The 26,295-nt window shown below is 70.5% G+C and carries 18 protein-coding genes; 6 read left to right on the plus strand and 12 right to left on the minus strand.

What is annotated here, in order from left to right; genetic code table 11:
* Nucleotides 1-87 precede the first annotated feature (87 nt).
* The gene (gene argA, locus EZ242_RS03815) at nucleotides 88-1,437 is read right to left on the minus strand and encodes an amino-acid N-acetyltransferase (protein ID WP_135283767.1); all 1,350 of its coding nucleotides are present in this window, start codon (nucleotides 1,435-1,437) and stop codon (nucleotides 88-90) included.
* A gap of 182 nt (nucleotides 1,438-1,619) precedes the next feature.
* Here argA and hrpA point away from each other — a divergent pair, with 182 nt between their 5' ends.
* Entirely contained in the window at nucleotides 1,620-5,501 is a 3,882-nt protein-coding gene (gene hrpA / locus EZ242_RS03820) for an ATP-dependent RNA helicase HrpA (protein WP_240786989.1), read from the plus strand.
* Nucleotides 5,502-5,515: 14 nt separating this feature from the next.
* Here hrpA and EZ242_RS03825 read toward each other — a convergent pair whose 3' ends face one another.
* A complete protein-coding gene (locus tag EZ242_RS03825) occupies nucleotides 5,516-8,083 on the minus strand; it encodes a hypothetical protein (RefSeq protein WP_135283768.1) in 2,568 nt (855 codons plus the stop codon).
* A gap of 131 nt (nucleotides 8,084-8,214) precedes the next feature.
* Between EZ242_RS03825 and def the strand changes: the two genes are divergently transcribed.
* Both def and EZ242_RS03835 read left to right on the plus strand, forming a co-directional pair.
* Nucleotides 8,215-8,754, plus strand: a complete 540-nt coding sequence (def, locus tag EZ242_RS03830) for a peptide deformylase (RefSeq protein ID WP_135283769.1) — start codon at nucleotides 8,215-8,217, stop codon at nucleotides 8,752-8,754.
* Between the two features lie 97 nt (nucleotides 8,755-8,851).
* Nucleotides 8,852-10,312 (plus strand): hypothetical protein, encoded by a 1,461-nt coding sequence (locus EZ242_RS03835; RefSeq protein ID WP_135283770.1) that lies wholly within the window; start codon nucleotides 8,852-8,854, stop codon nucleotides 10,310-10,312.
* Here the strand turns inward: EZ242_RS03835 and EZ242_RS03840 are convergent.
* Nucleotides 10,273-12,918 carry a [protein-PII] uridylyltransferase gene (locus EZ242_RS03840; RefSeq protein WP_135283771.1) on the minus strand — a complete coding sequence of 882 codons (2,646 nt, stop codon included), beginning with the start codon at nucleotides 12,916-12,918 and terminating at the stop codon, nucleotides 10,273-10,275. The genes EZ242_RS03835 and EZ242_RS03840 overlap by 40 nt on opposite strands.
* 11 nt (nucleotides 12,919-12,929) lie before the next feature.
* Nucleotides 12,930-13,736, minus strand: coding sequence for a type I methionyl aminopeptidase (gene map / locus EZ242_RS03845; RefSeq protein ID WP_135283772.1), 807 nt, complete (start codon nucleotides 13,734-13,736; stop codon nucleotides 12,930-12,932).
* A gap of 135 nt (nucleotides 13,737-13,871) precedes the next feature.
* Here map and purL point away from each other — a divergent pair, with 135 nt between their 5' ends.
* A complete protein-coding gene (purL, locus tag EZ242_RS03850; protein WP_135283773.1) occupies nucleotides 13,872-17,939 on the plus strand; it encodes a phosphoribosylformylglycinamidine synthase in 4,068 nt (1,355 codons plus the stop codon).
* 7 nt (nucleotides 17,940-17,946) lie between these two features.
* On the opposite strand, the gene EZ242_RS03855 is transcribed toward purL, so the two are convergent.
* The gene (locus EZ242_RS03855; RefSeq protein WP_135283774.1) at nucleotides 17,947-18,768 is read right to left on the minus strand and encodes an SAM-dependent methyltransferase; all 822 of its coding nucleotides are present in this window, start codon (nucleotides 18,766-18,768) and stop codon (nucleotides 17,947-17,949) included.
* Between the two features lie 72 nt (nucleotides 18,769-18,840).
* On the opposite strand from EZ242_RS03855, the gene EZ242_RS03860 reads away from it, so the two are divergent.
* Complete coding sequence (locus EZ242_RS03860) at nucleotides 18,841-19,659, plus strand: DUF2189 domain-containing protein (RefSeq protein WP_135283775.1); 819 nt, start codon at nucleotides 18,841-18,843, stop codon at nucleotides 19,657-19,659.
* On the opposite strand, the gene EZ242_RS03865 is transcribed toward EZ242_RS03860, so the two are convergent.
* The gene (locus EZ242_RS03865) at nucleotides 19,617-21,554 is read right to left on the minus strand and encodes a sensor histidine kinase (protein ID WP_135283776.1); all 1,938 of its coding nucleotides are present in this window, start codon (nucleotides 21,552-21,554) and stop codon (nucleotides 19,617-19,619) included. The genes EZ242_RS03860 and EZ242_RS03865 overlap by 43 nt on opposite strands.
* 4 nt (nucleotides 21,555-21,558) lie before the next feature.
* Nucleotides 21,559-21,690: a hypothetical protein gene (locus EZ242_RS22510; protein WP_276606529.1), complete on the minus strand. Its 132-nt coding sequence runs from the start codon at nucleotides 21,688-21,690 to the stop codon at nucleotides 21,559-21,561.
* 40 nt (nucleotides 21,691-21,730) lie between these two features.
* On the opposite strand from EZ242_RS22510, the gene EZ242_RS03870 reads away from it, so the two are divergent.
* Nucleotides 21,731-22,483 carry an acetyltransferase domain-containing protein gene (locus EZ242_RS03870; protein ID WP_135283777.1) on the plus strand — a complete coding sequence of 251 codons (753 nt, stop codon included), beginning with the start codon at nucleotides 21,731-21,733 and terminating at the stop codon, nucleotides 22,481-22,483.
* A gap of 162 nt (nucleotides 22,484-22,645) precedes the next feature.
* Here EZ242_RS03870 and EZ242_RS03875 read toward each other — a convergent pair whose 3' ends face one another.
* From EZ242_RS03875 to EZ242_RS03895, 5 genes are read right to left on the minus strand one after another with little or no spacing between them, the layout of a single operon-like run.
* Nucleotides 22,646-23,425: a peptidylprolyl isomerase gene (locus tag EZ242_RS03875; protein ID WP_135283778.1), complete on the minus strand. Its 780-nt coding sequence runs from the start codon at nucleotides 23,423-23,425 to the stop codon at nucleotides 22,646-22,648.
* A complete protein-coding gene (locus EZ242_RS03880) occupies nucleotides 23,422-23,727 on the minus strand; it encodes a BolA family protein (protein ID WP_135283779.1) in 306 nt (101 codons plus the stop codon). Before EZ242_RS03880 ends, EZ242_RS03875 begins: the two co-directional genes overlap by 4 nt.
* Nucleotides 23,724-24,257 (minus strand): septation protein A, encoded by a 534-nt coding sequence (locus tag EZ242_RS03885; protein ID WP_135283780.1) that lies wholly within the window; start codon nucleotides 24,255-24,257, stop codon nucleotides 23,724-23,726. Before EZ242_RS03885 ends, EZ242_RS03880 begins: the two co-directional genes overlap by 4 nt.
* A 9-nt stretch (nucleotides 24,258-24,266) precedes the next feature.
* A complete protein-coding gene (gene msrB / locus EZ242_RS03890; RefSeq protein WP_135283781.1) occupies nucleotides 24,267-24,689 on the minus strand; it encodes a peptide-methionine (R)-S-oxide reductase MsrB in 423 nt (140 codons plus the stop codon).
* Complete coding sequence (locus EZ242_RS03895) at nucleotides 24,686-26,170, minus strand: protein adenylyltransferase SelO (protein ID WP_135283782.1); 1,485 nt, start codon at nucleotides 26,168-26,170, stop codon at nucleotides 24,686-24,688. Before EZ242_RS03895 ends, msrB begins: the two co-directional genes overlap by 4 nt.
* Nucleotides 26,171-26,295: the final 125 nt, after the last annotated feature.

A 26,295-nucleotide genomic window follows, 5' to 3' on the forward strand; every position in this document is an offset into this window, starting at 1 on the left:
GAGGCCATCTTGGACGGCGCACTCGGGTGTGGCTGTCGGAGCGGCGCCCATCCGCTGTAGGACGCGGCGGGGCGTCCCGGGTGCCCTTCAGGCGAGCCGCTTGACCAGCACCAGGCTGCGGCGGTCCCAGTTGTACTTGCGCTTGCGCGCCTCGGGCAGCCAGTCCGGGTCCACCTGCACGAAGCCGCGCTTGAGGAACCAGTGCTTGGTGCGGGTGGTGAGCACGAAGATGCTGTCCAGGCCCATGCCACGTGCGCGCTGCTCCACGCGCTTGAGGATCTTCTCGCCGTCGCCCTGGCCCTGGCTCTGCGGCGACACCGTGAGCGCCGCCATCTCGGCGGTGCGCGCCTCGGGGTAGGGGTACAGCGCCGCGCAGGCGAAGATCACGCCGTCATGCTCGATGACGGTGTAGTTGGCGACGTCGCGCTCGATCTCCGTGCGGCTTCGCTTGACCAGGGTGCCGTCACGCTCGAAGGGTTCGATCAGCTGCAGGATGCCGCCCACGTCGTCGGGCACGGCCTCGCGCAGTTCTTCCAGCTTCTCGTCCACCACCATGGTGCCGATGCCGTCGTGCACGTAGATCTCCAGCAGCAGCGATCCATCCACCGCGAAGGGCAGGATGTGGCTGCGTTCCACGCCGGCCTTGCAGGCCTTCGCGCAGTGCTGCAGGTAGAAGCCCACGTCGGTCGCCTGCTGCGCCGGCGGCAGCTGCGCGAGCAAGGCCTCGGCCGCGGCCAGGGGCAGCTCGGTGTCGATGGGGTTGTCCTCCGCCTCGGGCTCGCCCGCACGCACGCGGATGCCGGGCACCTCGGTCAGGAACAGGAGCTTGTCGGCCTGCAGCGCGATGGCCACGCTGGTGGCGACTTCCTCCATGGTGAGGTTGAAGGCCTCGCCGGTGGGCGAGAAGCCGAAGGGGGAGATGAGCACCATGGCGCCGAAGTCCAGCGTGCGGGTGATGCCGGCCACGTCCACCTTGCGCACCACGCCCGAATGCTGGAAGTCCACGCCGTCCACCACGCCCACCGGGCGCGCGGTGATGAAGTTGCCGGAGATCACGCGCACCGTGGAGCCGGCCATGGGCGTGTTGGGCAGGCCCTGGCTGAAGGCGGCCTCGATCTCGTAGCGCAGTTGCCCGGCCGCCTCCTGCGCGCAGTCCAGCGCCACTTCGTCGGTGATGCGCACGCCGTGCGAGTAGCGGGCCGGGTGGTTCTTCACCCGCAGCTGCTCGTTGACCTGCGGCCGGAATCCGTGCACCAGCACGATCCTCACGCCCATGCTCTGGATCAGGGCCAGGTCCTGCGCGATGTGCTGCAGCTTGCCCGCGGCGATGGCCTCGCCCGCCAGCCCCACCACGAAGGTCTTGCCGCGGTGCATGTGGATGTAGGGCGCCACCGAACGGAACCAGGGCACGAAAGTGAAATTGAAGACGGTGGACATCGGGGCACTGAGAGGACCGCGAAAGTGTACGGGAACGCTCGACAGTCACGCGGGCGGCCGGCACGCGCGCGGGATAATCGCGGGCTTTGACCGCTTCGACCTTGTCCGCTTCTGCCTCCGTTCCCGGGTTGCGCATCAGCTTTCCCGACCAGCTTCCGGTCTCGGCCCGCCGCGAGGAGATCATGGCCGCCATCGCGGCGCACCCGGTGGTGATCGTCTGCGGCGAAACCGGATCCGGCAAGACCACGCAGCTGCCCAAGATCGCCCTGGCGATGGGGCGCGGGCGCTGCAACGCGGCGCCCGGCCAGCGCGGGCGCCTCATCGGCCACACGCAGCCGCGGCGCATCGCCGCCTCCAGCGTGGCCAAGCGCATCGCCGAGGAACTGCAGACCCCGCTGGGCGAGGTGGTGGGTTACAAGGTGCGCTTCCAGGACCGCCTCTCGCGCGAGGCCTCGGTCAAGCTCATGACCGACGGCATCCTGCTGGCCGAGACGCAGACCGACCCGCTGCTGGAAGCCTACGACACGCTCATCATCGACGAGGCGCACGAGCGCAGCCTCAACATCGACTTCCTGCTCGGCTACCTCAAGCAGATCCTGCCGCGCCGGCCCGACCTGAAGATCATCGTCACCTCGGCCACCATCGACGCGCAGCGCTTTGCCGAGCATTTCGCGTCCGCGCAGGGGCCGGCGCCGGTCGTCTTCGTCTCCGGCCGCACCTTCCCGGTGGAGCAGCGCTGGCGGCCCTTCGAGGAGTCGCGCGACTTCGGGCTGAACGAGGCCATCGCCGAGGCGGTGGACGAGCTGTGGACCGGCCACGCCAGTGGAGACATCCTGGTCTTCCTGCCCGGCGAGCGAGAGATCCGCGAGGCCGCCGACCACCTGCGCGGCCACCTCGCGCACAAGCCGCTCACCCGCAATGCCGAGGTGCTGCCCCTGTTCGCGCGCCTGTCGCAGGCCGAGCAGGACCGCATCTTCGAGTCGCATGCGGGCCGGCGCATCGTCCTGGCCACCAACGTGGCCGAGACCTCGCTCACGGTGCCGGGCATCCGCTACGTCGTCGACAGCGGCACCGCGCGCGTCAAGCGCTACAGCTTTCGCAGCAAGGTGGAACAGCTGCTGGTCGAGCCGATCAGCCAGGCGGCGGCCAACCAGCGCGCGGGGCGCTGCGGCCGCGTGGCCAACGGCATCTGCATCCGCCTCTACGACGAGGCGGACTTCAACGCCCGCCCGCGCTTTTCGGACCCGGAGATCCTGCGCTCCTCGTTGGCCGGCGTCATCCTGCGCATGAAGTCGCTGCACTTCGGCTCGGTGGAGGACTTCCCCTTCCTGGAGGCGCCGCAGCGCCGCGCCATCACCGACGGCTACCAGCTCCTGGGCGAACTGGGCGCGATGGACGAGGCCAACGAGCTCACCCCCATCGGCCGGGAACTCGCCCGCCTGCCGCTGGACCCGCGCGTGGGCCGCATGATCCTGGAGGCGCGCGAGCGCGGCGCGCTGGAGGAGGTGCTGGTGGTGGCATCGGCCCTGTCCGTGCAGGACGTGCGCGACCGGCCGCTGGATATGCAGGCGCAGGCCGACCAGCAGCATGCGAAGTTCGACGACGAGAAAAGCGAGTTTTCGGGGTATCTGAATCTGTGGCGATGGATTCATGAGGCGCGAGGGGGAGGGGCTTCGACAGGCTCCGCCCGAACGGAGGTTCCGAAAGGCCAGCGCACACCAGCCGTTCGCCCTGAGCTCGTCGAAGGGCCTCGCCACAAACTCTCCAACCGCCAGTACGAACAGCTCCTTCGCGCCAACTTCATCAACATCCGGCGCGTGCGCGAATGGCGCGACATCCACACCCAGCTCCTGACGGTCGTCACCGAGCACAAGTGGCGCCTGAACCCCCAGCCGGCCAGCTACGAGGCCCTGCACAAGTCCATGCTCTCGGGCCTGCTGGGCAACATCGGCTGGAAGATGGAGGACGAGGACGTCTATCTCGGCGCGCGCGGCATCAAGTTCCACCGCCACCCCGGCGCGCACCTCAAGCGACGCCCCGGGCGCTGGATCGTCGCCGCCGAACTGGTCGAGACCACGCGCCTCTTCGGCCGCGGCATCGCCAACATCGAGCCGCAATGGGTGGAGGAGGTCGCTGGTCACCTGCTGAAGAAGCAGTTGCTGGACCCGCACTGGGAGAAGAAAAGCGCGGAGGTCATGGCCCTGGAGCGCGCCACGCTGTACGGCCTGGTGATCTACAGCGGCCGGCGCGTGCCCTTCGCCCGCGCCGACCAGCAGGGCGCGCGCGACATCTTCATCCGCGAGGCGCTGGTGGGCGGGCAGTGGGAGACCACGCTGCCTTTCCTCGCGGCCAACCGCAAGCTCGTGCGGCAGGTGGAGGAACTGGAGCACAAGTCGCGGCGGCAGGACGTGCTGGTGGACGAGGAGCTGATCTTCGCCTTCTACGACCAGCAGATCCCGGCCGACGTCTTCAACGGCCGCGGCTTCGAAGCCTGGTGGCAGGGCGAAAGCCGCAGCAACCCGCAGCTGCTGCGCCTCACGCGCGACGAGCTGATGCGCCACGAGGCCGCAGGCATCACCACCGAGGCTTTCCCACGCACCATCCGCCTGGGCGGTGTCGATTGCAGCACCGCCTTCCTGCACGAGCCGGGCGATGCGAAGGACGGGCTCACGGTCACCGTGCCTTTGTTCGTCCTCAACCAGGTGAGCGAGGAGCGCTGCGAGTGGCTGGTGCCAGGCATGCTCAAGGACAAGGTGCAGGCGCTGCTGAAAAGCCTGCCGCAGAAGCCCCGCTCCCGCTTCGTGCCACTGCCCGAGTCGGCTGCACGCCTGGCTGCCGAGCTGAGTGCCCCGGAGGTCTTCGGCAGCGGCTCGCTCACCGAGGCGCTTCTGAAGCGCGTGCGCGCTGAGACCAGCCTGGACGTCAAGCGCACCGACTTCAAGCTCGACATGGTGCCGCCGCACCTGTTCATGAACATTCGCGTGACGGACGAACACGGACGACAGCTCGGGATGGGCCGCAACCTCGGCGCGCTGAAGGCGGAGTGGGGCAGCAAGGCGCGGGGGGCGTTCCAGGCGCTGGCTGGTTTGAAGACCGCGCCCTCTGCACCCTCCCCCTCTGGGGGAGGGCAGGGTGGGGGCCACGCGAGCCCCGATGCCCCCCGTGCGAAAGGCCCCCCTCCCAGCCTCCCCCCAGCGGGGGGAGGGGCCACGCCCGAGGCTCGGTACACCGCCTGGACCTTCGGCGAGCTGCCCGAGCTGATGGAGGTGCGCAAGGGCGGCACCTCATTGATCGGGTTTCCGGCGCTGGTGGACCAGGGCGATGCCGTGGCCATCGAGGTCTTCGACGAACCGGAGGTCGCCGCCGCGAAGCACCGCGCGGGGCTGCGGCGTCTTTTCGCGCTGCAGGTGCGCGACGCGCTCAAGTACCTGGAAAAGAACCTGCCCGATCTGCAGAAGATGGCCGTGGCGTTCATGCCCCTGGGCACCCTGGAGGAGCTGCGCGGCCAGATCATCGACGTGGCCCTGGACCGCGCCTTCCTCATGGACCCGCTGCCCACCGACGAGGCCGCCTTCAAGCGCCGGCTGGAGGAGGGCCGCGGCCGCCTGACCCTGATCGCCAACGAGGTGGCGCGGCTGGCCGCCGGCATCCTGGTGGAGTTCGCCGCCGCGCAGCGCAAGATCAAGGACACCAAGGGCCGGCCCGAGGCGACGCAGGACGCCAGCCAGCAGCTGCAGCGCCTCGTGCCCAAGCGTTTCCTGGCGGACACCCCCTGGGCCGCCCTGCAGCACTTTCCGCGGTATCTCAAGGCCATGGTGCTTCGCCTGGACAAGCTGCGCGCCGACCCGGCGCGCGACGCCGCCCGCCTCGCGGAGTTGAAGCCCCAGGAGCAGCGCTACTGGCGCCTGGTCGCCGAGCGCAAGGGCGCGGTCGATGTGCGCATGCTGGAGCTGCGCTGGCTCCTGGAAGAACTGCGCGTGAGCTTCTTCGCCCAGGAGCTGCGCACGCCGCAGCCGGTGAGCGTCAAGCGGCTGGACAAGGTGTGGGCGCAGCTGACGCAGTGAGGGGCGGCGAAGCCTCAGTGCGGCGGCTTCATCGGCAGTCCGCTTGGACCACTCACTGGCGGGCCTTGCTGGAACCCTGGATCGACGCGGTGCCCGCCCGGTGCCCGAGGCGGTGCCTCCGGCCCGGGGACGTGCCGCGGGCCGCCGGCCTGGGCCGGCCGCGCGCCCTTGCCGTCGCCGCGGCGAGCAGGAGGAGCGGCATCGGCCTCGCGGCCGGAGGAGGTCGGAAGTGCGAGCTCGACCGCCGGTTCATCCTCGAAGGTCACCAGCTCGCCGTCCGGCGCCAGGAGGATCGCGTTGTTCGGCACGGCGATCGCGGTGCTGCCCTCATGGCGCGCGGCGAGCCGGTCGGCGCGGGCGTTGTGCTCGTCGATGATCCGCTCGACCACCCAGCCGTGGAGTGCGTCGCCCGAAAGGTCCTGCGGCGGGTGGGAGGGAATCCGGTAGCGGCGCAGCAGGGTCTCGGCGTCAAGTGTCTCCGCTTCGATGCGCGCTTCCAGTACCTCGCTCGCGGCAACTACCCGAACGCGAACGGGCCTGCCCGCCTGCGACTCGAACGCGCGCACGGCCTCGTCCGCCTGGGCCAGGTAGTTGTCCTCCGTCGTGTCCAGTCGTACCAAGGCCGTGGCGCTCGGGAGTCCGTCGGCCCGGCCATCCGGCGCGGCCCGGCGCGGCCCCACCAGCGCCAGGACCAGGTGCTCATAGATCTCCTGCGTGAAGAGCCCGCTGCTCGCCTCCTGGCTCGTGCGCACCGTCAACTCGGCTTCATTCGCCACGAGGTGCGCCCGTGGATAGACCCGGTCGGGGCCGTCCGAGACGCGCACCGTGGCCCCATGCGGGATGTCGGCTTCGGCTGCGGGCAACGCCGGCCCGGCACCGGCCGCACCTCGCGACGCGCCGCCGAGATGCGCAAGTACGACCTGGGGAAACGCCTCGGCACCGAACCCGTCCAGTTCACCGGACGGTGTCAGCAGCACACTGGCGTTCGGCAGCGCGATGGGCGCCTGGGTCTTCAACCGCTGTGCGAGCGTCTCGGCGCGCTGGCGGTGATGCGCACACAGCAGCGCGACGAGCCGCTCGGCCCGCTCTTCGTCGGACGCGCCAGGCGGCGGCTCGGCGTCGATGCGGTGGATGCGCAGGAGCTCCTTCGCGCTGAACTGGTCCAGGCTGGAGACGACGGTCGATTCGAAATCTTCCGGGGCGAAGGCCACCCGGACATGCACCGGAAAGCCGACGTGGGTGCCAAAAGCCTGGACGGCTTCGGCCGCATCAAGGACGTAGCGCGGGTCGCAGGCCTCGATCCTCACGAGCGCCGTGGCGCGGGGGAGGGGGCCACCGCCCGGCGCCAGGGCTGGCTCGGGTGGGGGTTGCAGCACCAGCAGCAGGTGCTCGTGGAGATCGCGCGCGAACAGGCCGCAGCTCGGGTCTCGGGCGGGGCGGACCACCAAGGTGCTGTCATCGGCCACCAGCCGTGCGCGTGGGTAGCGCACCGCGCCATCGACCGAAATGGACACGAGTGCTCCGTGGGGAAGGTCGTCACCGCCGGATGCGTTCGTGGCGGGCATGCCGCCCGTCGCGCGCGGGGCTGGCGCCGCGGGATCGGCCTTGCGGTCGGCGCGACCTGCGCCATCCGAGCGGCCATGGGCGGCGGGCGCGGCCTGGGAGCTTACGGGCCTTGGCGTCCGCGACAGCGGGTCGAGCAGATCGATCGGACCGTGCAGCGGAACCAGCAGGGCACCCCGGGGCAGGGTCATCAGCTGACCGTGCGCGCCGCACTGGCCGGCTTGCCGGCGCAAGGCCGCGACGCGGGCGCGCATCGCGACCGCGACATCGTTGCGGCAAAGTTCTTCCGCGTCGGCGTCGGGCTGCTCCTCCCGCTGTACCTCGATCTCTTCGGCATGTGCGGGGCCGAAGCAAAGCTGCTCCGATCGCAGGAAGCTCTCCGGGCCGTGGGCGTGCCATTCGGCCGCCAGGGCGTCCGCGTACAGGTCGGGCGCGTGACCGATGGTCAGGCGAGGCGCTTCCGCTCCGCATCGCATCCGGAAGGCCCGCACACAGGCGCGGACGTGGTTCACGAAGTCGTCCCCGGTCAGCGCCGTGTGGGATAGCCCGACCGCGCAGCTGCTCTCCAGGATCACGGCGCGACAGCTCGCGAAGCCCATGCTGTAGAGGCCGTCGAGGCGCTCGCTTCGCCTGGCGATGACCAGCCCTTTGTCCATGTTGGCCAGCCGCGCCCGCGCATACCTGAGCTGGGCGCCCACGCGCACCTCGACAAGGGGCGGATCGGTCGCCAGCACCGAGAGGGCGGCTGCGTCCGCCCGTGCGGCGCCTGGCCGGCCTTCAGGCGGCGACCGCCGGGGCGCATGGCGCGCCCGCAGCGGATCGGACTGCGGACCGGCACCAGTCTGCACGTCACGCAGGCGCAGGGCTTTCCCGTCGTCCTGCGGAAGCGGCGTGGGGCGCACCCGCGCGCTCCCGGCCGCCGGGTGCGAGCCCAGGGGCGGCGTGGGCCGATGCGTGGGGGGTAAGGCAATGTCGTCGCCTTCCCGAGCTCGCTTCTTGTTGGGTGGGATGCGTTCCATATACAGCCTCCGTAGGGGGTGAAGGCCGCGGATGCTGCCAGGGTCGGCGGGACATTCCTGTCATAACGCCTGATAAGGTGGGGCTCGCTCGATCCGCAGAGCGCCGGGCGGGCCATGCCACACTGGCGGCCATGACCGTCCACGCCATCCTCAAGATGGGCGATGCGCGCCTGCTGCGCGTGTCCCGCCCCGTCGAAGCCTTCGACACCCCCGAGCTGCACGCCCTGGTGCGCGACATGTTCGACACCATGGCCGCCGCCAACGGTGCGGGCTTGGCCGCCCCCCAGATCGGCGTGGACCTGCAGCTGGTCATCTTCGGCAGCGATGCCCCCAACCCCCGCTACCCCGACGCACCCCTGGTGCCCCGGACGGTGCTGCTCAACCCGGTGATCACGCCGCTGGGCGAGGAGGAAGAGGAGGGCTGGGAGGGGTGCCTGTCGGTGCCGGGCCTGCGCGGCGTGGTGCCGCGATGGCGGCGCATCCGCTACACCGGCGTCGATCCGCAGGGCCGGCCGATCGAGCGCGAGGTCGAAGGCTTTCATGCGCGGGTGGTGCAGCACGAGTGCGACCACCTGCAGGGCGTGCTCTACCCGATGCGGGTGCGGGACTTCTCCCGGTTCGGGTTCACCGAGGTGCTGTTTCCAGGGCTGGTCGCGGTCGAGGACGACTGACCGGCCCTCCCGGGCGTCAGACTAGGAACAGCTCTGCCGTGGGTGCCACATACACCCCGGCCGTCCCGCGCCGCGGAAGGCCTCACCAGGAGCCTCCATGCAGCCGACCTCGCATCATTCACCCCGTCCCTCCTTCGATGCCTCGCCGCGGCCCGATCGCAAGGCCGTCGTCGACAAAGCCTCCTCCCACACCGTCGGCCAGCTGGCCGACGCCTTGCGCGCGCAGGGCGTGCCGCAGGACTGGGAGCTGCGCCTGAGGCGGGACGACGTGCTGGTGGCGCGCGCCCCCGCGCATGCGGACCTGCTTGGTGGGGACGCGCCGCTGAAGCTGGCGGAACGGTTCGTGCGGGTCATCCAGCTGGTCGCCGAACGCGCGCCAAAGGACCTGAGCGCGGGGGCCGAGCTTGACCTGGTGCTTGGCGATCCAGGCGCCGCGCGGCGGCCGTTGCGGATGGCGGACCTCGATGCCGTTGCGGCGCTCGCGCCTGATGGTCCCGAGATGGGATACGACGGCAAGCACGCGCCCAGGGAACACCCGCTCGCTCGGCGCCTGGCGGCCATGGCCGCGGTGCTGAAGGACAAACCAGCCCACCCCCTGAGCCTGGACAAGGTTGGCCGGAAAGGGTCGGACGACGTCACGGGCTTCCTCACCCCCTGGTACGGCGCTGCGGCGACTTTGGGCCGAGCCTGCGCGGACGATTCGGCGGGACAGCCGCCGCTGACACCCGAAGCGATGCGCGAGGCCTTTCCGCTGAACCAGCGAAGCTCCCTGCTCGCGGCGCTCCACGTCAGCCTGGTCGAGGCGCCGCAATGGATGGCACACCCCGACGAGACCCGTGTAAAAGCTGCGCAGGCGCAGGTCGCGGCGGACCCGATGTTCCTCGCTACCCAGCGCTGGATGTTTCATCTTGCGCGCGCCTTCGGTCCGGAGGAATTCATGCCACCGCCGCAGCAGGAGCGCGCCCGGGCGATTGCCGGTGTCGTGGCGGCTTGGGCGAGGCCCTCGGACTGGCGGACGCTGTCCGACGAGCGGCGGGGAGCGCAGCTGCGAGACCTGGCACTGGACCTGGCCGAGTGCGACAAGCTCGATGTCGGCCGCATGCGATGGGAACTGGTCAACCGACCGGGTGGCCCGCTGGTTTCCCAACCCGGCTCGGATTCCGCCATCCAACTGAATACCGGCTGGGCCCATCTGGACGACGAGGCCGCCTGCGTGGCCGAGTTGCTCCTGGCCCATCAGGGACAGTACCAGCTCAACTTGATGAAGGACCTGATGTCCGGCGTGCTCGGGCCGAAAGAGGCCGAGTACGAGATGGCGCGGGTCTTCGTCGCGACCGGCGCACTCGGCTCGCTGCGGCCCGATGAAGTGGCGGACCTGAACGGCATTACCTTCGGAGAGGCTCAGGAGTGGCTCCAGGCGTTCCCATCAGTGGTGCACGCCCTGGCAAGCACGCGGGCGGTGCTGTCGGCCGTGTCCGAGCGGGAGCGCGCGCCGGACGCGGAGCCCGACGCTGATCCTCAGCCCGCCAGCGCCTCCAGCAGCTCCGTCTCGATCTGAATCTGCCTCTTGTTCTGCTGCAGCTCCGCGCCGTCGATGAGGAAGGTGTCCTCCACCCGCTCCCCCAGCGTGGAGACCTTGGCCAGTTGCAGGTTGATGTGGTGGCGCGCCAGCACGCGCGCGATGGAGTACAGCAGGCCGACCCGGTCGCTGGCCGACACCGTGAGCAGCCAGCGCTGGGCCTTCTCGTCGGGCGCCAGGCTCACCCGCGGCGCCACCGGGAAGCTCCTGACGCGGCGCGACACCCGGCCCCGCCCCGGCGTGGGCAGCGGCCCGGCGCGCTCCAGCGTCTCCTGCAGCTGGGACTGCACCATGTGGATCAATTCGCGGTTGTGTTCGGGCAGCGTGGCGCTCACCACCTGGAAGGTGTCCAGCGCGCGCTGGTCGCGCGTGGTGTGGATGCGCGCGTCCAGGATGCTGAAGCCGGCCTGGTCGAAATAGCCGCAGATGCGCGCGAACAGGTCGGGCTGGTCCGGCGTGTACACCATGACCTGCAAGCCCTCGCCGGCGGGTGAGAGGCGGGCGCGCACCAGCGTGCCGCCGCCTTGCGCGCGCCCGTCGCCGTCCAGCCCCGCAAGGTGGCGCGAGACGTGGCGCGTGTGCCAGGCGATCTCGTTCGCGTCATGGCGCATGAAGTAGCCCACGTCCAGTGTCTCCCAGAGCCGCCGGTGGGCATCGTGGGGCAGGGCGTGCAGGCCCAGCTGCACCAGCGCTTCGCGCTTGCGCGCTTCCACGTCGGCGTGGGGGTCGGCCGCATGACCGCCGAGCACGCGCAGGGTGGCGCGGTACAGGTCCTCCAGCAGCTTGCCTTTCCAGGCGTTCCAGACCTTGGGGCTGGTGCCGCGGATGTCCGCCACGGTGAGCAGGTACAGGGCCGTGAGGTGGCGCTCGTCGCCCACGCGGCGGGCGAAGCCGGCGATCACGTCGGGGTCGCCCAGGTCCTCCTTCTGCGCGACGCGGCTCATGGTCAGGTGCTCGCGCACGAGGAACTCGACGAGCTGCGCGTCCTGGGCGGGGATGTCGTGCTGGCGGCAGAAGGTACGCACCTCGGAGCCACCCAGCTGGGAGTGGTCGCCGCCCCGGCCCTTGGCGATGTCGTGGAACAGGGCCGCGATGTAGAGGATCCAGGGCTTGTCCCAGCCGCCGGCCAGCTGCGAGCAGAAGGGGTACTCGTGCGCGTGCTCGGGCATGAAGAAGCGGCGCACGTTGCGCAGCACCATGAGGATGTGCTGGTCCACGGTGTAGACGTGGAACAGGTCGTGCTGCATCTGCCCCACGATGCGCCGGAACACCCACAGGTAGCGTCCCAGCACCGAGGTCTGGTTCATGAGGCGCATGGCGTGCGTGATGCCCTGCGGCTGCATGAGGATGGCGCGGAAGGTGGCCCGGTTGGCCGGGTCGCGGCGGAAGCTCGCGTCCATCTGCTGGCGCGCGTTGTAGAGGGCGCGCAGCGTCCGCGCCGACAGGCCCTGCGCACCCACCGTCGTCTGGTACAGCAGGAAGGTCTCCAGGATGGCTTCGGGGTGGCGCTGGTACAGGTCGTCCGTTGCCACGTCGATCATGCCGTTGCGCATGGCAAAGCGCTCGTTGATCGGCACCGGCTCCACCTCGCGGCCGGAGAGGCGCTCCTCGATGTTCAGCAGCAGCACCTGATTGAGCTGGCTCACCGCCTTGGCCGCCCAGTAGAAGCGCCGCATCAGGGCTTCACTCGCGCGCTGGATCAGCCGCCCGTTGTCCGCGCTGCGGCTGCGATAGCCGAAGGACTCCGCCACGGCGGTCTGCAGGTCGAACACGAGGCGGTCCTCGCGGCGGCCGGCCAGCAGATGCAGGCGGGCGCGGATCTGGCTCAGCAGGGCCTCATTCAGCCGGATCTGCCTGACCTCCAACGGCGTGGCCAGGCCCTTGCGGGCGAGTTCCTCCCAGCTGCTTCCGAGGCCCGCGGCATTCGCCACCCACAGGATCACCTGCAGGTCACGCAGGCCGCCGGGGGACTCCTTGCAGTTCGGCTCCAGGGAATAGGGCGTGTTCTCGTAGCGGTTGTGGCGTTGGCGCATCTCCAGCGTCTTGGCGACGAAGAAGGCCTGCGGGTCCAGGTTGCCGCGAAAGCGTTGGCGGAATTCGTCGAACAGCGCCGCATCGCCGGCGATGGCCCGCGCCTCGAGCAGGGAGGTCTGCACGGTGACATCGGCCGCGGCCTGCGCCACGCATTCGGCCACGGTGCGCACGCTGGAGCCGATCTCCAGGCCGATGTCCCAGCACTGGCCAATGAAACGCTCGATGCGGCCTGTGAGCTCCGCGTCGCCGTCCACGGCCACGCCGTCGGGCAGGAGCAGCAGGACATCGACGTCCGAGTGCGGGAACAGCTCGCCGCGCCCGTAGCCGCCGACGGCCACCAGCGCGAAGGAGGCGGGCATGTCCGCGGCGGTCCACAGCTGCCGCAGCACCGCGTCGGTTTCGCGCGCCAGGCCGCGCAGCACGGCGCGGATGCCCCGGCTGGAGCCGCCCGCTTCGCGCAGCGGCGCCAGCAGCGCCGCCTTGCGTGCGCGCCAGTCGGCCCGCAGCGCGGCTACGTCGCCCGCCATCGGTGCGGCCAGCGCCTCGCTCATGGCCGGGTCACTCAGGCGGCATTGACGAAGGCGGGAGGCGGCGGGCTGCCCGCCGAGAGGGTGAGCACCTCGTAGCCCGATTCCGTCACCAGCACCGTGTGTTCCCACTGCGCGGACAGCGAATGGTCCTTGGTCACGATGGTCCAGCCGTCGTTGCCCAGCTCCTTCACCTCGCGCCGCCCGAGGTTGACCATGGGCTCGATGGTGAAGGTCATGCCGGGCTTGAGTTCCTCCAGCGTGCCCGGCTTGCCGTAGTGCAGCACCTGCGGCTCTTCGTGGAAGTTGCGGCCGATGCCGTGGCCGCAGAACTCCCGCACCACCGAGAAACCCTGGCCCTCGGCGAACTGCTGGATCGCGTGGCCGATGTCGCCCAGGCGCACGCCGGGCTTGACCCGCACGATGCCCTGCCACATGGCCTCATAGGTGAGCTGCACCAGGCGGCGGGCGGCGATGGAGGCCTCGCCGACGATGAACATGCGGCTGGTGTCGCCGTACCAGCCGTCCTTGATGACCGTGACGTCCACGTTGACGATGTCGCCCTTCTTGAGCGGCTTGTCGTTGGGGATGCCGTGGCACACCACGTGGTTGACCGAGGTGCACAGCGACGCCGGGTAGGGCGGGTAGCCGGCGGGCTGGTAACCCAGCGTGGCCGAGGTGGAGCCCTGCTTCTTCATGCACTCGGCCGCGAGGCGGTCGATCTCGCGCGTGGTGATGCCCGGCTTGATGAAGGGGGTGAGGTAGTCGAGCACCTCCGCGGCCAGCCGCCCGGCGGTGCGCATGCCCTGGACGCCCTCGGCGTCCTTGTACGTGATGCTCATGGGCGCGGATTATCCCAGAGGCCCCATTCCGCACGGGAGGAGGGGCTGTGCGGCCCGGTAAAATCGGGCCGCCCGCGCAGCCGGTCCCAGTCAGCGACCGGGCATCGCGCACCCCCTTCCACACCAGGCCAGGACGTGAGCTTGCACATCACCGAGTTCGAGGGCGCGAGCGCCCTCAGCGATTTCCGCATCCAGCAACTGCTGCCGCGCCTGCAGGCGGTGAACGATCGCATCACCCACGTGTCAGCGCGCTTCGTCCACCTCGCGGCCTGGGACCGCGCCCCCGACGAGGCGCAGGACGAGCGCCTGTCCGCCCTGCTGACCTATGGCGAGCCGGCCGGGGATGCGGCCGGCGAACGCTTCGTGGTCACGCCGCGCCTGGGCACCGTCTCGCCCTGGGCGTCCAAGGCAACCGACATCGCGCACAACTGCGGCATCGAGGTGCGCCGCATCGAGCGCGTGCTCGAGTACCGCGTCGCGCTCAAGCCGGCGCTGCTGGGCCTGGGCAAGTCCGCCTGGGAGCCGGCGCAGCGCGAGGCCGTGGCCGCACTGCTGCACGACCGCATGACCGAATCGGTGCTCGCCGATCGCGCCGGCGCGCATCGCCTCTTCACCGAGTTGGCGCCGCAGCCCATGGCGCACGTGGACGTGCTGGGCGGCGGCCGCGCGGCGCTGGAGCAGGCCAACCGGCAGTTCGGCCTGGCCCTGGCCGAGGACGAGATCGACTACCTGCTGGAGGCCTTCCGCGGCCTGGGGCGCAACCCCAGCGATGTGGAGCTCATGATGTTCGCCCAGGCCAACAGCGAACACTGCCGCCACAAGATCTTCAACGCGCAGTTCACCCTGGACGGCGTGCCGCAGGAGAAAAGCCTCTTCGGCATGATCCGCCACACCCACCAGCAGGCGCCGCAGCACACGGTGGTGGCCTACTCGGACAACGCGGCGGTGATGGAGGGCCACGCCGTCGAGCGCTTCGCCCCGGCCGACGCCGGCCCCGCACCCTACGTGCGCCGGCCGGCCACCCACCACGTGCTGATGAAGGTGGAAACGCACAACCATCCCACCGCCATCTCGCCCTTCCCGGGCGCGTCCACCGGCGCGGGCGGCGAGATCCGCGACGAAGGCGCCACCGGCCGCGGCGCGCGGCCCAAGGCGGGCTTGGCGGGCTTTTCCGTCTCGCGCCTGTGGGACAGCCCCAACGGCCGCCCGGCGCACATCGCCAGCCCGCTGCAGATCATGACCGAGGGCCCGCTGGGCGGCGCGGCCTTCAACAACGAGTTCGGCCGGCCCAACCTGGGCGGCTACTTCCGCGAGTACGAGCAGACCGTGGACGGCGTGGTGCGCGGCTACCACAAGCCCATCATGATCGCGGGCGGCCTGGGCAGCATCGACGCCGGCCTCACGCACAAGATCCCGTTCCCGGCCGGCACGCTGCTGGTGCAGCTGGGCGGCCCGGGCATGCGCATCGGCATGGGCGGGGGCGCGGCCAGCTCCATGGCCAGCGGCGCCAACAGCGCCGAGCTGGACTTCGACTCCGTGCAGCGCGGCAACCCGGAGATCGAGCGCCGGGCCCAGGAGGTGATCAACCACTGCTGGATGCTGGGCGAGGCCAACCCCATCCTGGCCATCCACGATGTCGGTGCGGGCGGGCTGTCCAACGCCTTCCCCGAGCTGACCCACGACGCCGGCCGCGGCGCGCGCTTCGACCTGTCGCGCGTGCCGCTGGAGGAATCGGGGCTCGCTCCGAAGGAGATCTGGTGCAACGAGAGCCAGGAGCGCTACGTGCTGGCCATCGCGCCGCAGTCGCTGGAGCAGTTCCGCGGCTTCTGTGAGCGCGAGCGGTGCCCCTTCGCAGTGGTGGGGGTGGCGACCGAGGAGCGGGAGCTGGTGGTGGGAGAGGGCGTGCTGGGTGGGCGGGAAGGGCTTCGACAGGCTCAGCCCGAACGGGTTTCTTCTTCCGTTCCGCCGGCCTCCGTTCGCCCTGAGCCTGTCGAAGGGTCTGCCGCCCCCGCCGTCCACATGCCCATGGACGTCCTTCTCGGCAAACCCCCTCGCATGCACCGCGACGTGCAGTCGATCCGCCGCACGCCCCGGCCCCTGGACCTCACGGGCGTGGACCTGCAGGACGCCGCGATCAAGGTCCTGTCGCATCCCACCGTCGCCTCCAAGCGCTTCCTGGTCACCATCGGCGACCGCACCGTGGGCGGCCTCACGCACCGCGACCAGATGGTCGGCCCCTGGCAGGTGCCGGTGGCCGACTGCGCCGTCACGCTGGCCGACTTCCAGGGTTTCGCCGGCGAGGCCATGAGCATGGGCGAGCGCACGCCCATCGCCGCGATCGACGCGCCGGCCTCGGGCCGCATGGCCGTGGCCGAAGCCATTACCAACCTGCTGGCCGCGCCCATCGAGCTGTCCCGCGTCAAGTTGTCGGCCAACTGGATGGCCGCCTGCGGCGAGCCCGGTGAAGACGCCGCCCTGTACGAGACCGTCCGCGCCGTCGGCATGGAGCTGTGCCCGGCCCTGGGCATTTCCATTCCCGTGGGCAAGGACAGTCTGTCCATGCGCATGCAGTGGCAGGCCGACGGCCAGGCCCGCCAGGTCACCTCGCCGGTGAGCCTGGTCATCACCGCCTTCGCTTCGCTGGCGGACGTGCGCGGCACGCTCACCCCGCAGTTGGACGCCACGCAGGAGTCCACGCTGGTCCTGGTGGATCTGGGCAAGGGCCGCATGCGCATGGGTGCCAGCGTGCTGGCCCAGGCGCTGGAGCAGGAAGGCGGCGAGGTCCCTGACCTGGACGAGGCGCAGGACCTCGTGAACCTGGTGGCCGCCATCAACGAGCTGCGCACGCAGGGGCGCCTGCTGGCCTACCACGACCGCAGCGACGGCGGCCTCTTCGCCGCCGCCTGCGAGATGGCCTTTGCCGGCCACGTGGGCGTGAGCCTGAACGTGGACCTGCTGGTCACCGAGGGCGACGGCATCCAGGACAGCCGCGCCGAGTACGGCGACGCGAAGAACTGGTCCGCCCAGGTCAGCGCGCGCCGGCAGGAGCTCACGCTGCGCGCCCTGTTCAACGAGGAACTGGGGGTGCTGCTGCAGGTGCCCACCGCCGAACGCAACGAGGTCATGCAGGTGCTGCGCCGCCATGGCCTGTCGCGCCACAGCCATTACGTGGGCATGACCCGCCCGGCGTCCTCGACCATCGACGTGGGCAAGGGCGAGCTGCAGGTCTGGCGCGACACCAAGGCCGTGTTCACGGCGAAGCTCGCGGACCTGCACCAGGTCTGGGACAGCGTGAGCTGGAAGATCTGCCGGCAGCGGGACAACCCCGTTTGCGCCGACGCCGAGCATGCCGCCGCCGGCGACCCCGCCGACCCGGGCCTGCAGTGGGCGCCGTCCTTCGATGCGCAGCTCGACCCGGCCGCGCCCTTCCTGAACCTCGCACGCCCGCGCGTGGCCATCCTGCGCGAGCAGGGCGTCAACTCGCACGTGGAGATGGCCTACTGCTTCGACAGCGCCGGCTTCGAGGCGGTGGACGTGCACATGAGCGACCTGCAGGCCGGCCGCGTGAGCCTGCGGGACTTCAAGGGTTTCGTCGCCTGCGGCGGCTTCAGCTACGGCGACACGCTGGGCGCGGGCGTGGGCTGGGCGCGCAGCATCACCTTCAACCCCGCGCTGGCGGACGGCTTCGGGCAGTTCTTCGCCCGCCCGGACACCTTCGCCCTGGGCGTGTGCAACGGCTGCCAGATGATGGCCGAGCTGGCCGACATCATCCCGGGAGCCGAGGCGTGGCCGCGTTTCACCACCAACCTCAGTGAGCGCTATGAGGCGCGCCTGGCCCAGGTGGAGGTGCTGGACTCACCCAGCCTCTTCTTCGCCGGCATGGCCGGCAGCCGCCTGCCCATCGTGGTGGCGCACGGCGAGGGCTATGCCAACTTCGCGCGCCGGGGCGATGCGCAGCGCGTGGTCGCAGCCATGCGCTACACCGACCACCACGGCCAGCCCACCGAGGCCTATCCGCTCAACCCCAACGGCAGCCCGGGCGGCCTCACGGCGGTCACCACCGCCGACGGCCGCTTCACGGCCATGATGCCGCACGCCGAGCGGGGCTTCCGCAACATCCAGCTCAGCTGGTCCATGGGCGACCGGAACGCCGCCAGCCCCTGGCTGCGGATGTGGCGCAACGCGCGGAAGTGGGTGGCTTAGGGCGCTGCTAGCAGCGCTCGCCTGCGGCCCGCCGCAGGCTGGTGCCCGCAGGCAGGCCCAAAGCCTCGACGGCGCGGGTGATCCGCAGCTCCCCGCCGGTGGCCTCGAGGCCGAGGTCGGGGCCCTGCAGGCGGGCGCCTTCCAGCCGACCCGTCACCAGCTGCGAACGCGGCCCGTGGGTCAACGTTCCCTGCACCACCTGGTGCTGCTGTGCGAGCTTCAGGCGCGTGTCCGTCGCCGCGCCCGTGCCGCACCACAGACCCTCCACCCGCGCCGGCACCACCCACAGGTGGACCTTGCTCGACTTCTCCAGCCCCACCGTCTTGTCCGGCACCGGCAGCACGGTGGTCTGGTCGGGCAGCCAGTCGCCCATGTCCCAGTCGTGCGAGACGATGCGCGTTCCGGGCGCGAGCTTCAGCAGGGCCGGGCGCAGCTGCAGGTTCACGTCCGGCAGCAGGTACATGGTGACCACGGTGGCCGGCGACAGGTCGGTCTTGAACAGGTCCTGGATGCGGAAGTCCACCTTGCCCGCCACGCCCGCCTGCTGTGCCGCGCGGCGGCTTTTCTCCACCAGCTCGGGCACGATCTCCACGCCCAGGCCCGTGGCGCCGAAGCGGCTGGCGGCGGTGATGACGATGCGGCCGTCGCCCGAGCCCAGGTCGATCACGTGGTCCTTCGAGCCCACGCCCGCGATGCGCAGCATCTCCAGGGTGACGTTGTCGGCGGAGGTGACGAAGGGCACTTCGTCGAAGCTCTGGGCGCCGGCGGCGCCGCTCAGGCAGGCCGCTGCCAGGAGCAGGGCGCGGGGGGAGGGTGAGGCCAGGGACATGGCGCGCGAACTTACCACGCCACCGGGTTGCCACGAATGGCTCCGGCGGCCGGCCTCGGCTGCAATGCGCGCATGAACCCGCCCTCGCACGCCGTGCGCCCCGACGCCGCGCTGCCGCACCTGTCGCCGGCCGACCCTTTCCGCTGGCTGGTCCGGGGCGCGCGCGACCTCGGCGCGGCGCCGGGCATCTCCTTCTTCTACGGCCTGTGCTTCTGGGGCATGGCGGCCCTGCTGGGCGCCATCTTCCGCAATGCGCCCGAGTACACCATGTCCTTCATCTGCGGCTGCTTCCTGGTCGGCCCCTTCCTGGCGATGGGCCTGTACGAGGTCAGCCGCCGGCGGGAGCTGGGCCTGCCGCAGGACTTCGCCGCGTCCCTGACCTACTGGGACCGGCACCTGGGCAGCATGGGCCTGCTGGTGCTGGTCATGGCCCTGCTGGAGCTGCTCTGGGGGCGTGCCTCGCTGGTCATCTTCGCGGTCTTCTTCGACACCGGCATGCCCACCACGGCCACGGTGCTGCAGGCCGTGTTCGATCCGGCCAACGCCGCCTTCGTCGCCGCCTACCTGGCGGTGGGCGGCTTCTTCGCCGCGCTGGTCTTCGCCAGCTGCGTGATCACCATCCCCATGATCCTGGACCGCGACACCGACGCGATCAGCGCCGCCCTGGCCAGCCTGCGCGTGGTCGTGGGTCGGCCCGGCGTCATGCTGCTGTGGGGCGCCCTGATCGTGGGGTTGGTTCTGGGCGCCTTCCTGCTGCCCTGGGCGCTGGGCCTGCTGCTGGTCGGGCCCTGGCTGGGCCATGCCAGCTGGCATGCCTTGCGTGGCTGCACCGGGCCGGCCCCGGCGGTTCAGCCGCTGCGCCCGGAGGCGGACGAGCCTTCGCCGGCCTGAGGCTCGGACACAGCCTCCAGCATCGCCGTCGCCACCGGCAGGCCCACCACGAACTCGCTGCCCCGGCCCGGTCCGGCGCTTTCCGCCTTGACCCAGCCGCCGTGCAGGGCCACGAGGCCGCGCACCAGCCACAGGCCGATGCCCAGGCCGCCCTGGGAGCGGTCCATGGGACCGCGCACCTGCGTGAACATCTGGAACACCTGCTCCAGCTCGTCCCCGGACAGGCCGATGCCGTTGTCCATCACGTGCACCAGCACCTCGCCGCGTCGACGCTCGGCCCACACCACGATGCGGCCACCGGGATCGGTGTACTTGGCGGCGTTGGTCAGCAGGTTGGAGAAGACCTGCGCCATGCGCAGCGGATCGGCGTCCAGCAGCAGGTCCTCGCCCGGCAGCGTGCAACTGAAGTCGTGCCCGCGGCTGTCGATCAGCGGGCGCGCGATCTCGATCGACGACTCCAGCACCGATCGCAGGCTGACCCGCTGGCGCACCAGCGCGATGCGGCCGCTGCGGATGCGCGAGAGATCGAGCAGGTCGTCCAGCAGGCGCGCCATGGCCGCGACCTGGCGATCGATCACGTGGGCCGCGCGGTTGCGCGCCGCCTCGGAGGCGTTCGGCGCCTTGAGGATGAGCGCCGCCGAGCGCACCGGAGCCAGCGGGTTGCGCAGCTCGTGCGAGAGCGTGGCGATGAAGACGTCTTTGGCGCGGTTGTCCTCCACGGCCGCCTCGCGCGCGGCGCGCTCGGCCGCCAGGGCGCGGTCGCGGTCCGCCAGGGCGTGGTTCACCTGCTCGCTGGCCAGCTGGAGCGCCTGGTACAGCGCATCGAGCTGGCGGATGCCCGAGAGGCGATAGGGCGGGTGCTCGCCCCTCAGCAGGCGTGAGGCATTGCCCGCCATGGTGTTGACGGAATGCGCGATGCGGCGCGCAAGCAGTACCGTCATCGCGAGCGACAGCAGCAGCAGCACCAGCCCGGCGGCGACCAGGCGCTCGACGGACTGGCTCAAGGCCGCATCGACCGAGTAGGACGGAATGCCCAGGAGCACCGACCAGCCCACGGGCGTGGTGCTCCAGGCCCACAGGTACTCGTTGCCGTCCAAGGTCCGGAAGCGACTGACCTGCGACTCGGCCTTGCCCATCGCCGCCAGGCTCTCCTGGCTGGCGCGCATGCCGAAGAACTGGTCCATGTCGCGGGTGCGCGCCATGATGCGGTGCATCGGGTCCAATACCGTGGCCACGGCGTCGCGCTCACCCACCTGCACTTTCATGATCTGCGCCAGGTGCGTCGCGTCGAGCCGGGCGCTCACGATCCAGGGAACCTGCCCGTCGCGGTTCACGGGCTGGTTGATGCCGATGGCGAGGCGGCCGTCGAGTTCGCTGCTGCGAAGCTCCGAGATCTGCGGCTGGCCGGTCTCGAAGGCACGCTGCTTGTGCACGCCCAGCGGCACGCGGCGCTCGCGCTCCAGCCGCTCCGGCACCTCGGCCATCACCCGTCCCTGGGCGTCGATGACGGCGAGGTTGAGGATGCCCACGTCGGCGCGCACCACGTCCGTCATGAGCTGGCGCATGCGCTCCAGGTCCACCTCCGTGCTGGGGGCGGGTGAGCTCGAAATGAGCGACAGCATCTCGATGGTCCGGTCCAGCTCCCGCTGCACGACCGCCGCCAGTGCCTTGTTCGCGGCCTGCAGTTCACGCTCGGTGCTCTCGCGGGCCTGCTCACCCAGAAGGTAGAGGAGGCTTCCGCTGTACAGGATCACCGGCACCAGCACGAGGAGCGGCAGCAGCAGCAGCAGGACGTAGATGCCCACCGAGCGGCGCGCCCGGGCCGGTTCGGCGCCGGCGCCCGGTGCCTCGGGTTCGCCGCGCGCGAGTGGGGCGTGCTGGCTCAGCCGTCCCATCCCTTCACGTCTCCGTGAATGCGGCGGGCCGGCTGCGGCACAAGCGGATCGGCGTCGGCGGGACGGGCTCGCGGGCGCCCGGGTGCGCCACCGACTTCGCGGGCGCGCGCAGCTCCAGTGGGTGATGGGCGAGCATGAGGACGGATTATCCCTGCGCCTCGGGTAAGGTCAGGCTTATGGGGCTTGCCACTACCTCCCGTTACGACCGCGTCGACGTGCTGCGCGGCATCGCCATCGTCTGGATGACGGCCTTCCACTTCGCCTTCGACCTGAACTGGTTCGGCTGGTGGCGCAACGACTTCTACCGCGACCCGGTGTGGACCTGGCAGCGCACGGCCATCGTGAGCCTGTTCCTCTTCTGCGCGGGGCTGGGGCAGGCCGCGGCCACCGTGCAGGGGCAGGGCTGGCCCCGGTTCTGGCGCCGCTGGGCCCAGGTGGCCGGCTGCGCGCTGCTGGTGACCCTGGGCTCCTGGCTCATGTTCCCGCGCAGCTTCATCTACTTCGGCGTGCTGCACGGCATCGCGGTGATGCTGGTGATCGTGCGGCTCACCTCGAACTGGGGGGCCTGGCTCTGGCTGGCGGGCGCGCTGGCCATCGGCCTGAAGTTCGCTGCCGCGGCCCTGCACGGGGCGGGCCTGCTGCCCGAGTTCATGAACGAGCCTGCGTGGAACTGGCTGGGGCTCATCGACCGCAAGCCCATCACGGAGGACTACGTGCCGCTGGTGCCCTGGCTGGGGGTGATGTGGTGGGGCATGGCGGCCGGGCTCTGGCTGCTGCGCCGCCGGCCCGCGCTGATCGCCGGCGGCGTGCCCCGGGCGAGCGCCCCGCTGTCCTGGCTGGGCCGCTGGAGCCTGAGCTGGTACATGCTGCACCAGCCGGTGCTGATCGGGCTGGTGGCGGCCGCCACATGGCTGGCGCGCGGCGGGTGATGACGTTTTGATGCGCTCACGCTGGGCCTCGACAGGCTCAGCCCGAACGGTTGGGGGTTGGGTTCGGCCCGCGGCACGAACTCAGCGGAAAGCAGGCGCAGCACGCGTTGCAAGAAAAAAGGACCTCACGAGAGGTCCTTTCATCTGCGCATGGGCGTGGCCTTACTCCACCTTCGCCTTCGCCCGCAGGTCGTCCTGGAACTTCATCAGCTTCTGCTGCTGCAGCTGCTGCGCGATCTGCGGCTTGACTTCTTCCAGCTTGGGCAGCTGCGCCTCGCGCACGTCGTCCAGGCGGATGACGTGCCAGCCGAACTGGCTCTTCACGGGGGCCTGCGTCAGCTCGCCCTTCTTGAGCTTGACCAGCGCTTCGGAGAACTCGGGCACGTAGCTGTTGGGCGTGGCCCAGTCCAGGTCGCCGCCGTTGGCGCCGGAGCCCGGGTCCTTGGACTGCTTCTTGGCGATGTCCTCGAACTTCCCGCCCTTCTTCAGGTTGGCGATGATGGCCTTGGCCTCGGCTTCGGTGGGCACCAGGATGTGGCGCGCCTTGTATTCCTTGCCGCTGTTGGCGGCGGCGAACTTGTCGTACTCGGCCTTGATCTCTTCGTCGGTGACGGGGTTCTTCTTCTGCACGTCGGCCAGCAGCTGGCGGATCAGCAGCGTCTCGCGGGCCATTTCCATCTGCGACTTGAACTCGTCGCTGGCGTCCAGCCCGCGCTTCTGCGCTTCCTGCATGAAGATTTCGCGCGCGATCACCTCGTCGCGGATCTGGTTCTGCAGCTCGGGCGTGACCGGGCGGCCGCTCTTGGCCACCTGGGCCGCCAGGGCATCGGCGCGCGCCTTGGGCACCGGCTTGCCGTTGACGATGGCGACGTTCTGCGCGGCCACGGGCAGGGCCACGCACAGGGTGACGGCGGCAAGGGCCGCGGCGAGATGTCTATTCATGGGAGATTCCTGGGAGATGACGTGGAAGTCGGGCTGGTTTCTAGGGCCAGCGCATGCACCCCACGGGCGAGAAAATCGCGCAGGGCATCATACACAAGCCGATGCTGGGCAACCTTGCCGAGGCCGGCGAAGGCGGGTGAGGCAATGCGCACGCGAAAGTGCGTGCCCGAACCCGTGCCGTCGGCGCCCGCATGGCCCGCGTGGGCCGCACTTTCATCGATCACTTCGAGTGCCATAGGTTCCAGCACGCGCTCCAGGTGCTGGCGCATGGCATCGGCCGTGACGCCGGTGCCGGTGCTCATGGCTCGGCCTTGAGGTAGCGGTTCAGGTACAGGGCCTGGCCCAGCACGAAGATCAGCATGAGGCCGATGCCGCCGAAGAGCTTGAAGTTGACCCAGGTGTCGGTGTCGAAGCTGTAGGCGACCCACAGATTGAGCAGGCCCATGACCACGAAGAAGGCGGTCCAGCTCCAGTTCATCATCCGCCAGGCCTCGTCCGGCAGGCTCATCTGCGCGCCCATGAGCGACCTGAGGAAGTTCTTGCGCAAGACCAGCTGTCCCACCAGCAGCGCACCGCCCATGAGCCAGTACAGCACCGTGGGCTTCCACTTGATGAAGGTGTCGTTGTGGGCCAGCAGCGTGGCCCCGCCGAACAGGACGATGACGCCCAGGCTCAGCCATTGCATGGGTTCGGTGCGACCTTGGCGGATGCGCAGGTAGCCGATCTGCAGGACCGTGGCGACGATGGCCACGGCGGTCGCCCAGTAGATGCCGGCCACCTTGAAGGCGACGAAGAACAGGATGACCGGGAAGAAATCGAGCAGCAGTTTCATGCGGACGGTTCAGGATTCGTTGCCGCCCTCGGGCTGGAAGTCGAGCGAGGCGGAGTTCATGCAGTAGCGCAGGCCCGTGGGGGCCGGTCCGTCGGGGAACACATGACCCAGGTGCGCGCCGCATTGTGCACAAACCGTCTCGGTGCGGACCATGCCGTGGCTGCGGTCGGTGATCTCCTCGATGGCACCGGGCACGGCCTCCGAAAAGCTCGGCCAGCCGCAGCCGGCGTCGAACTTGGTGCCGGCCTCGAAGAGGAGGTTGCCGCAGCAGATGCAGTGGTAGCTGCCGTCCGCCCAGACCTGCTCGTACTTGCCCGTGAAGGGGCGCTCGGTGGCGGCGTGGCGCGTGACCTCGAAGGCGCGCGGCTCGGCGCCCTTGTCGGCCAGGAGCGCCTTCCACTCGGCCTCGGTCTTCTGGATGGGGTAGGTCATGAGGAGCAGCTGATCTCGATGGAAGAGGCCCAGTCGGGCGGGAGGCCGGCGAACTCGGCCTCGTGGGCCGAATGCTCGTCGAAGGGGGACTGCAGCACCGCGAGCAGCCGCGCGACGCCGGAGAAATCCTGGTTCCTGGCCTGCCGGATCGCGAGTTCGCCCAGATGGTTCCGCAGCACGTACTTGGGGTTGGTGGCCAGCATGCGCACGCCGGCCCCGGCCGCGTCGGGCTCCTGTGCAACGCGTTCGCGCCAGCGCGCCAGCCACGCATCGAAGGCGTCGCGGTCGATGAACAGGTCGCGCACCGGATCGAGCGCGTCGCCGGCGGCATGGCGGGACAGGCGGCGCCAGAACAGGGTGTAGTCCATGCGGGCGGCCGCCATCAGGCCCAGCAGGTCCTCGATCAGGGCGCGGTCGCCCTCGCGCGCATCCTGCAGGCCCAGCTTGGCCGACATCCGCGTTTGCAGGGCGTGCGGGAAGGCGCTCTTGTACGCCTCCAGCGCCGCCAGGGCCGGCTCCTGCTCGCCGATCAGCGGCAGCAGTGCCTGCCCCAGGCAGAACAGGTTCCAGTAGGCGACGTTGGGCTGCCGGTTGTAGGCGTAGCGGCCTTCCGTGTCGCTGTGGTTGCAGACGTGGCCGGGATCGAAGGCGTCCAGGAACTGGAAGGGCCCGTAGTCGATGGTCAGGCCCAGGATGCTCATGTTGTCGGTGTTCATCACGCCGTGGCAGAAGCCGAGGGCCTGCCACTGCGCGACCAGGTCCGCAGTGCGCTCCGTGACGGCCTGCAGCAGGGCCGCGTAGGGCTGCGGCGCTTCGCGGCAGGCTGGATGGAAGCGGTCGATGACGAAGTCGGCGAGGCGCCGCAGCTCGTCCAGCCGGTTGGCCGCGGCGAAGTGCTCGAAATGCCCGAAGCGGATGAAGCTCGGCGCCACGCGCGTGACCACGGCCGCGGTCTCGATCTCCTCGCGCCGCACGGGCGCGTCCGATCCGGTCACCATCAGCGCCCGGGTGGTCGGCACGCCGAGGCCTGCCATGGCCTCGGAGGCCAGGAACTCGCGGATGCTGGAGCGCAGCACCGCGCGGCCGTCGCCCATGCGCGAGTAGGGCGTGCGGCCGCTGCCCTTGAGCTGCAGCTCGCGCGGGCCGGCCGGCGTGTCGGCCTCGCCCAGCAGGATGGCGCGGCCGTCGCCGAGCTGGCCGGCCCAGACGCCGAACTGGTGGCCGCTGTACACCGTGGCCAGCGGATCGCTGCCGGCCAGGAGGCGGTTGCCGGTGAAGGCGTCCAGGGCCTCGGGCGTCCCGAGTTCCTGCGGGGACAGGCCCAGCTCGCGCGCCAGCGCCTCGCTCAGCCCCACGAGGTAGGGGGAGGGCAGGGGGGTGGGCATGAGCCGGGTGTGGAAGGCGGGTCCCAGCGCGGCGATGCCGTCGGCGCGCCAGGCCAGGCCCAGGTCGAGCCCGGGCCGCTCGAGAAGTGCGTTCATCGGCGGGATTGTCCCGCAGGGGCGCCGGCCGTGGGGGCATGCGGGATTTCCTCGGCTGCGCGGCCACGGCGGCGCGGCCATACTCCGAGCCGGTCGGCGCCCCGCCGAAGACTCGATAACGACAC

Source organism: Ramlibacter rhizophilus (assembly GCF_004681965.1).
Taxonomy (GTDB): Bacteria; Pseudomonadota; Gammaproteobacteria; order Burkholderiales; family Burkholderiaceae_C; genus Ramlibacter; species Ramlibacter rhizophilus.